General features: G+C 68.6%; 8 protein-coding genes. 4 read left to right on the plus strand and 4 right to left on the minus strand.

Annotated features, from left to right (window positions below; genetic code table 11):
• Positions 1–104: 104 nt before the first annotated feature.
• The gene (gene msrA / locus AB0B48_RS30370; protein WP_357207500.1) at positions 105–611 is read right to left on the minus strand and encodes a peptide-methionine (S)-S-oxide reductase MsrA; all 507 of its coding nucleotides are present in this window, start codon (positions 609–611) and stop codon (positions 105–107) included.
• 380 nt (positions 612–991) lie between these two features.
• Between msrA and AB0B48_RS30375 the strand changes: the two genes are divergently transcribed.
• Positions 992–2,002, plus strand: coding sequence for a mechanosensitive ion channel domain-containing protein (locus AB0B48_RS30375; protein ID WP_357207502.1), 1,011 nt, complete (start codon positions 992–994; stop codon positions 2,000–2,002).
• Between the two features lie 4 nt (positions 2,003–2,006).
• On the opposite strand, the gene AB0B48_RS30380 is transcribed toward AB0B48_RS30375, so the two are convergent.
• Entirely contained in the window at positions 2,007–3,122 is a 1,116-nt protein-coding gene (locus AB0B48_RS30380) for a hypothetical protein (RefSeq protein ID WP_357207504.1), read from the minus strand.
• Between the two features lie 218 nt (positions 3,123–3,340).
• Positions 3,341–4,303, minus strand: a complete 963-nt coding sequence (locus AB0B48_RS30385) for a zinc-dependent alcohol dehydrogenase family protein (RefSeq protein ID WP_357207507.1) — start codon at positions 4,301–4,303, stop codon at positions 3,341–3,343.
• A 93-nt stretch (positions 4,304–4,396) separates the two neighbouring features.
• On the opposite strand from AB0B48_RS30385, the gene AB0B48_RS30390 reads away from it, so the two are divergent.
• On the plus strand, positions 4,397–4,966 hold the full coding sequence (locus AB0B48_RS30390; RefSeq protein ID WP_357207509.1) for a helix-turn-helix domain-containing protein: 570 nt from the start codon (positions 4,397–4,399) through the stop codon (positions 4,964–4,966).
• 36 nt (positions 4,967–5,002) lie between these two features.
• Positions 5,003–5,272 (plus strand): hypothetical protein, encoded by a 270-nt coding sequence (locus AB0B48_RS30395; protein WP_357207513.1) that lies wholly within the window; start codon positions 5,003–5,005, stop codon positions 5,270–5,272.
• Between the two features lie 85 nt (positions 5,273–5,357).
• Here AB0B48_RS30395 and AB0B48_RS30400 read toward each other — a convergent pair whose 3' ends face one another.
• Entirely contained in the window at positions 5,358–6,572 is a 1,215-nt protein-coding gene (locus AB0B48_RS30400) for an esterase-like activity of phytase family protein (protein ID WP_357207516.1), read from the minus strand.
• A gap of 452 nt (positions 6,573–7,024) precedes the next feature.
• Here AB0B48_RS30400 and AB0B48_RS30405 point away from each other — a divergent pair, with 452 nt between their 5' ends.
• Positions 7,025–8,128: an NADAR family protein gene (locus AB0B48_RS30405; RefSeq protein ID WP_357207519.1), complete on the plus strand. Its 1,104-nt coding sequence runs from the start codon at positions 7,025–7,027 to the stop codon at positions 8,126–8,128.
• Positions 8,129–8,214: the final 86 nt, after the last annotated feature.

Here is an 8,214-nt window from a genome sequence, read left to right on the forward strand (position 1 = left end):
GGCCGCGCGCCGCCCCACCAACAAAAACCTGTGGGGGGGGGGGGGGGCCCGCCCCCCCCGCCCCCCCGCGGCGGGGCCGCCGCGGGCCCCCCCCCGCCGAGGTGTCAGGCCGACGCCCGCTTCGGAAGCTTCCACCCCGGACGGGGGAAGTGGCAGGTGTACCCGTTCGGGTAGGTCTGCAGGTAGTTCTGGTGCTCAGGCTCGGCCTCCCAGAAGTCGCCGGCCGCGGTGACCTCGGTGACGACCTTGCCGGGCCACAGGCCCGAGGCGTCGACGTCGGCGATGGTGTCCTCGGCGACACGCTTCTGCCCATCGCTGGTGTAGAAGATCGCCGAGCGGTAGCTGACGCCGATGTCGTTACCCTGACGGTTCTTCGTCGACGGATCGTGGATCTGGAAGAAGAACTCGAGCAGCGCGCGGAAGTCGGTCTTGTCGGTGTCGTAGACGACCTCGATGGACTCCGCGTGGGTGCCGTGGTTGCGGTAGGTGGCGTTCGGGACGTCGCCGCCGCTGTAGCCGACGCGCGTGGACACGACGCCGGGCTGGCGGCGGAACAACTCCTCCATGCCCCAGAAGCAGCCTCCGGCGAGGATTGCCTTTTCGGTGTTCACGTCGTCTCCTTGCCTGTCGTCGTGCCAGCCCACCTGGACACGCAGGTACAGACGCTCTCCGGGTCGGTGGTATTCCCGCAGTCTCCACCACTTCTGGACTCCAAGGTCCATGAGGCGCGTGTCACGCCGACGTCGGGCAGAAGTGGACTTTACAGACCAGTTTTACCGTGGCTGGGTTCGGGATCTCAACCCGACCGAGCGGATCACCGGAAAGACGATCATCCGCGCTCGCTCCTTAGGGTTCAGGGGCAGCCCTCGTCGCGGAGCGGGTTGTTCGCCGATGTTGGCAGCCTGGCATCGGACGGGGTGGCACCCTGAGCACGTGGACTGGGCAGTGAGCCGAGGGAAGCTGGCATCGGGATTACCGTGAACGGCCTCTGATGCGTACCGCGTTGATCGTCGTGGCCGCGCTGACGACCGCAGTGGTCGTCGACCTGATCTCTGGCCTGGTCGTCCGCCGGGTAGCCGGTGGCCGTTACCAGTGGTTGTTGGAGCCGCTGCGGCATGCCTGCCGCCGCCCGGCCGCGGCGCTGCTACTGGTGGGGTCGCTGTACTACGCGCTGCCGTTGGGTCCGGCCGGGTGGCAGCGTCATCTGCGGCACGCCGTCCTGGTGGCTCTGGTGCTGTCCGGGGCATGGTTGGTGATCAAGGCGTTGCACGTCGCCGAGGCGGTCGCGTTCAGTCGACTGCCGGGTGATGCGGTCGCCAGCCGACGGGTCCGGCGGGCCCGGACGCAGATTCGCCCCGTGCGGCGGCTCACCGTCGCCGTGGTCACCATCGTCGCGATCGGCCTGATCCTGATCACCTTCCGGCCGGTACGCCTCTTCGGCGTCTCCGTGTTGACGTCGGCGGGGGTGGTCGGGGCGTTGATCGGTCTGTCGGCCCGCACCGCGCTGGGCAACGCGTTCGCCGGTGTCCAGGTCGCTTTCGCCGACGGATTGCATGTCGGCGACGTGCTGGTGGTGGACGGCGAATGGGGCCGAGTTGAGGAGGTGAAACTGACCAACGTGGTGATCCGGCTCTGGGACGAGCGGATGCTCATCCTGCCGACGACGTACTTCACCGAGCGGCCGTTCCAGAACTGGACCCGGAATGAGTCCAGAGTGATCGGCAAGATCCAGATTCATGTCGATCACACCGCCGACCTGGACGACCTGCGCCGGGAAGCACGCCGGCTGGTCGAGTCCTCAGCGCTGTGGGATCGCGACCAGTGGGTGCTCCAGATGGTCGACTCCACCCCGCAGACGGTGGTCATCCAGGTGCAGGCTTCGGCCGCCGACGGCGCCAGCGCCTGGGACCTGCGCTGCGACCTGCGCGAGGGAATGCTTCGCTACCTTCGCGACCGCCATCCCCAGTGGCTGCCCCGCACCCGCAGTCAGTATCAGCCATGAACGATCAGACCCGCCCGCTCCTCTCATCCCGCCAGCCATCGGGCTGTGGATGATAGCCGTATGCGGCGGCTCGAACCGTCTCCTCGTTTTCCAGCCCGGAGCCGATCGCGCCGCCGACGGTGGCCAGCGAACTGGTGATCCAGGCGAGCGTCAGATAGTCGGCGAAGTGGACGGGCCGCTGCAAGGTCTGTTCCAACACGGTGGTGTCGACCAGCAGCGCTCCGACGAGCACCGTTCCCACGAACAGCACGACGTAGGACAGCACCGTTGCCAGAGTGAGGGTGAGGGTCGTACCCAGGTTGAACAGCCGTGCCAGCTCAGTTGGCGTCTCGTGGCTTGGTTTCTCCCACAGGTCGTGCGCCACGATCAGCCAGGCCACCAACGCTGTCAGCCCGAGCAGCATGATCACGGTAAGCCGGAATCCGCCGAGCGCATCGCCCATCTGCCAGATCGTGTCCGTGGTGAGCGCGAACGCGGCCGTGCCGAACGCGCCGACCAGCAGCTTCGACAGGCCCAGCAGGGCGCGCCCCGGACGGTTGGCGCGAACCATGCCGATCAACAGCCGTAGTCGGCCGATGAACCGCGAGGCGACGTAGCGCCGTTCACCGGTGTCGGTCTCGCCGACCACCCGGTGGATGGCGGGAACCCGGCTTGCCATCGTGGCCGGTGCCCAGCCGGCCGGCGGCACCCGCTCGTCGGAGGCGTCGGCCAGCAGCCGGCTCACCAGATCCGGAACGGCTGCGCGGGCCGCCCGCAGCTGGTGCAGTCCCAGGGCGGGCAGGGACACCACAGCGACTCGACGCCGAGCGGAGGTCTGCACGACCAGCGGCACCCGCTCAGCATGCAGCGGCAGGTCGGTCAGGCAGATTGCGACGTCCCACTGGTCGTCGGCGCGCCGCTGGGCAAGATCATCGAGTAGTGCCTCAACGCCGCCGTCGCGGCGCGGCGCTACCGCTCCCCAGCCTTCCCGGACGGTCCACCGCACGTCCGCGTTGACCCGCTCGGCGAGCCCGCTGGTCAGTTCGGTGGTGAGCCGCGCGGCCACCCGGGCCGGATGATCCGGCGGGGTTGCCACGAGCCCGACGACGATCTCCGGGCGGTCCTGTGCACTCTGGGTCATCGGTGCTCCTCACCGGTAGCCGGGCTCGGCCGCTGGCCGCAAACGACACCGGGGGACCTACGCGCCGTCGCGGCAGCTCCCCGTGCCGGCTGAGGTAGCGGAAGCAGGCCACCGAGAGGAGCACCCGACCAGCCCGTACGGCGCCACCGCGACGCACTCGTCGAACCGGGCGCCCCGCCCACGCAGCCTAAGAGACCACCCCGGTTGGTGCAGCGGATTCAGTGGAAGGGGCTCACGGTCAGGACGATTCGTCCGAAGACCTCGCCACCGTCCATCTTCTGGTGCGCCACCACCGCCCGCTCCAGCGGCAGAACCTCGTGCACCATGGTCTGGAGTTCCCCGCGAGCGGCGGCGGCGAACTGCTCCGTGCGTACGGCCTGTCGAGCGGCCGCCGTCACCGTCGCCGCGCTGAAGGTGGCGAACGACATCGACTTCTGGAACGCGGCCATCAACCTCGTCCCGAAGTCCGCTGGCGGTTGGCCGCCGACCGCCCCGACGGCCACGAGCCGGCCGTTGGGGTTGAGTCGGTCGAAGAACGCGGGCATGTCCGGGCCCGCGACGACGTCGATGATGACGTCGTAGCCGGTGGGAACGTCCGAACCCCCAGCCCCGGAGCGGTCCAGCACGTGGGTGGCACCGAGGCTGCGAAGCCGACGGCCGCGCTCAGGCGACGAGGTCGTGACAGCGACGGCGCTGGCACCACCGCTGACGGCGAGCTGCACCGCCATGATCCCGATACTGCCGGCCGCGCCACGGACCAGGACCGTCTCGCCGGGCGAGAAGTGCGCGTGGGCGAGGCCGAAGTGAGCCACGACCCCGGAGCTGCCGAGCGTCACGGCGTCGACTGCGGAGAGGCCCGCCGGCAGGGACAGGACCTCAGCGATCGGGGCGATTGCCTGCTCGGCGTAGCCGCCGCCCGTACCGGTGAAGGCCCAGACGCGTTGCCCGATCCACGCGGGGTCGACGCCATCGCCCACGGCCGTGATCGTGCCGGCAACCTCGCCGCCCGGAATGTGACCCTCGCGGAAGCCGTACGCGGCCAGAGCGCCGCTTCGGATCAGGACGTCGGCGCCAGCCACACCGGCCGCCTCAGTGGTGATCAACGCCTGCCCCGGAGCGGGCACCGGGACAGGAAGGTCGACGACCTCCAGCCCACGGGGGTCGCCGAACTTTCTGATCATTACTGCCTTCACTGTTCGTCACCCTTCCCACGTCAGTCCTGCGGACGCCCGAACGGTAGTGGACGCATGCGTCCGTTTAGCTAGAGTGAGAGAGTGGGTGGCCATTTGACTCAGAACCTGCGGTCGGACGCGCTGGACAACCGTGAGCGCATCCTCGACACCGCCCGGGCGGTTTTCGCCGCCGAAGGCATGGACGTGCCGATGCGTGAGATAGCCCGACGCGCCGGAGTCGGCCCCGCCACCCTCTACCGCCGATTCCCCACCAAGCAGGCGTTGGCCACGGAGGCGTTCGCGGATCAGATGAACGCGTGCGTCGCCGTCGTCGACGAAGGGCTCACCGACCCTGACCCCTGGCGCGGCCTGTGTCTCGTGATCGAACAACTGTGTGAGCTGCAAGCCCGAAGCCGAGGCTTCACCGCGGCGTTCACCTCGGCATTTCCCCACGCCGTGGACCTCGCCGCGAAGCGCGAAGCCGCCCTCGCCTCGCTGGCCGAACTGATGCGCCGGGCCAAGGGCACCGGCCACCTGCGGCCTGACGTGGGCCTGGACGATCTGGTTCTCATGCTGATGGCCAACGGTGGCCTGTACGCCACCTCGACGAACGCGCGGGCTGCCGCCTCTCGGCGCTTCGCCGCGCTCACGATCGAGGCGTTTCGCACCTGATCGGCACCCGGCTGGCGGCACGCGGACAATGGGGCGATGAAGCGAGAAGTGAACCTGATGCGGTTGACCGGAACGCGTGCCGACGGCGCGGTGGCGACGGGCGCGGCGGCTACCGGCGCGCGGGCTGCGGGCGCGGCGTCGGTCGGTGCCCTCGCCGTGGGGGCGCTGGCCGTCGGGGCCGTGGCCGTTGGGGCGCTGGTCATCGGGCGGCTGGTGATCCGCCGAGCGGTCGTGCGGGAGTTGCGCGTCGGCCGGTTGGAGATCGACGAGTTGGTGGTGCACAGCCGACCCACTGCTGAGGCATGACCCACGCGACACCGTTCGGTGCGCGCTCGGGCCGCCCGGGACGGGGTGGACAGCCTGCCGGTCTGCCCACCCCGCTGAAAGCGGCTCAGTAGCGACGCAGAATGCGCTTGTCCGCGTCCAGGTGGCGGTCGAGTTTGATCACGATGAACTCGTTGTTGTCCGCCTGGCCGGCCGTCCGGCCCGCCGACGACGGGAAGTTGTTGTCATTCAGGAGGGCGAGCGTGCGGTCGTCGAGGATCACCACGTCCTCGATCGTCTGGAACGGGAACGTGAACGGGTCACCGAACCCACCGACGTGGCGAGGGTTGGCGATTGCCATCAGGTCGGCGACCAGCGTCTTGTCGAGCAGTCCGTCGTGGTTCCGGTCGCGCTTGTCGGCCAGATAGATCTTCTTGACCTGTGCCGTCTCGCCCTGGCCGTTGTCACGCTCGATGATCAGGAAGCGGTCGCGATCGACCATGATGGCGTCACCGATCGCGTGAGCGGGAGAGTCGAGCGCGTAGGCCCAGCGTCGGCCGGTGTAGGCGTTGGTCCGGGTGTCGAACTCGTTGAGCCGGAGGGTGCCGGCCGGATCACCAGTGGTCGTGCCCTCAAGCAGCGGGTAGAGCGTGCGACCGTCTGGCGACTGGGCCATGCCCTCGAAGCCCTTGCTGCTGGCGAGGTTGGCCGGGGTCGTGCCGCGGCCCGGGTTCTCGGGGGCGAAAACCCCGGGCAGCGGCACCGGCGCCTGTAGCAAGCGGCCCGCCCGGTCGAAATGCAGCAGGTACGGACCGAATTCGTCACCCAGCCAATACGTGCCATCCGCCGTCCGGGTGATCGACTCGACGTCGAAGTCGGCTCCGGTGAGCACGCGGTCGGCACGCGTGAGCGGGAATGGCACCTTGCCGTACGGGTCGGTCAGGTTGATGCCACCGAGCACGTCCACGGCGCCGCTGCCAAAGTCGGGCGCTACCCGCTGAACACGCAGCACGAAGTCGGCACTGTTGGCCTTGTTGCCGAAGCCGTTGTCGGACAGAACGTCGAAGGTGCCGTCGGTGTTGCGCAGGACGCCGCTGAACCCCTGGATCGGTTGGTCGGCGAACGGCGGGGTGATCCCGTTGATGGGGGCACTGCCGAGCGACGAGCCGGACGGTTCGCTGCCGGGAACGAAGGTTGCCGCTGGCAGCGCGGCGAACGTCAACAACTCGGCCTGGTCCCACGTGTTCCGCTCAGCCGCCGCCGCGGTCGCGGCGCCCGGCAGCGTCAGGGTCAGCGCGACCGCCGCAGCAGTCAGGCCCACCACCCGCTTGCTTACTGCCATCAATCCTCATCTCTCCAGGTACGAGCAGGGCGTTCTCGGTCCGCTGGCACCGTAGAGCGATGCGGTGAACTCGAACTGGCCACAGGGGAATGTCCGCTCAAACCGCCGGCGGATGCCGTACGGCTGTCAGCCGCGCCGGGGTACCGGCGGACGGTGAGCACCCGGCGGCGCCAGGAGGCCGGCGTCGTCCTGGGCGGTCATGCCTACCTATCGCAGCGGGACCGGGTTCTGGTTCGCGATGCCGGCGCGGCTTCGTCAGAGGGTGGTGACGGTGATCACCTGTAGCACTTGACGCGGTGCCGCACATGTCTGTCCGGGATGCGGTCGTGTATCCGGGACAGGAGCAGTGGTCATCGGTGAAAATCTCGGCGAGTACGCGTAGGTGAACGCGGTGTCGCCGGCTGGAAGCCAGACGTGCTTTCGCGATCGTCCAAGATCTTTAGACTTGCTGCATGTCGGACACCACTGCGACCTGGCGCGCCGTCGAAAGTGATGTCGTACGGGGACGGCAACGCCTGATCTTCGAGCGTGAACGAGACCACTACGTCCTGACCACACTCAGTGTCTACGCGGACGGCGTCGTTGTCTGGCGGTGGAACTCGACCGACTTCGACGGCCTTCGTACCGCATTCGCGGACGGCACCCTGACCTTGGCGCCGCCGGAGGACGCAAAGATCATCGTCACCGGCGCTGCCGCCGGTCCGGCACGGCTGGAGTCCTGGCTGACGCCGGAACTGGTGATCGGTGACCTCATCGACGAGGTGGATCGGCTCAATGACCGGCCGGACTCCTCCAGACGCTGTTGGGACGCTCTGATCGCGTACGCTGCCGAGCCAAGCCCTGGCAACCTGGAGATCGTCCGTGACCGATACCAGGCGGTGCCCGAACACCGGCGGATCTACATGCTCGGTGACATGGACCAGAACGACGTGCCGGTGCGGATCCTGATCGCGGAGCCGGGCGAGACGATCCCGGCCCGGGATGCGAACCATTCGCTCACTGTGACTCCTGAGATGCGGGAGCAGGCGCTGGAATATTTCCGCCGAAGCGAGCGTGCCGACGCCGAGTGGCAGGAGCGGAACACGGCGGACGGGCCTGAGACCGCCACCGCAATCCCGCTGCGGCCGGGCGGCCACGTCTATCCGAACGGCTGGCCAGAGACACCGGGTCTTGAGGTCCTGCAGATCGACTATCCGGCGCTGGTCGTGCAGTACGGCCAGGAATATCCGTCCGTCATGCACGCCTACTGGGCACTCTCGACTGACGACGCCGCCTGGCACGACCGTATCGCCTCCGTGGAGCGCGGCATCGATGCCCGAACCCTGGCCGCCGACGCACCCCGGCGGAACGACTGGCCCACGATCCGGCTCGGTGTGATGGCCGCGCTGCTTCGGGACAAGTTCGGCCGGCATCCGGCGATGGCGCGACAACTGGAGAAGACCGGCGATGCTCGGCTGCTCTACAACGATTGGGGATCGCGGTACTGGCACTCGGGCGGTGCCAACTGGTTGGGGCGGCTGCTGGAACTGGTGCGATCGGAGCTGGCGGGTCGATAAGCCGATTACCGCCGGAACAGGTTCGGGGCCTGCGAAGGTCCCGGGGCCGGGCGATGAACAAAATCGTCGGGCCGGGAGGGTGCGGG

The sequence above is a fragment of the Micromonospora sp. NPDC049089 genome, assembly GCF_040648775.1.
In the GTDB taxonomy this organism is placed as follows: Bacteria; Actinomycetota; Actinomycetes; order Mycobacteriales; family Micromonosporaceae; genus Micromonospora.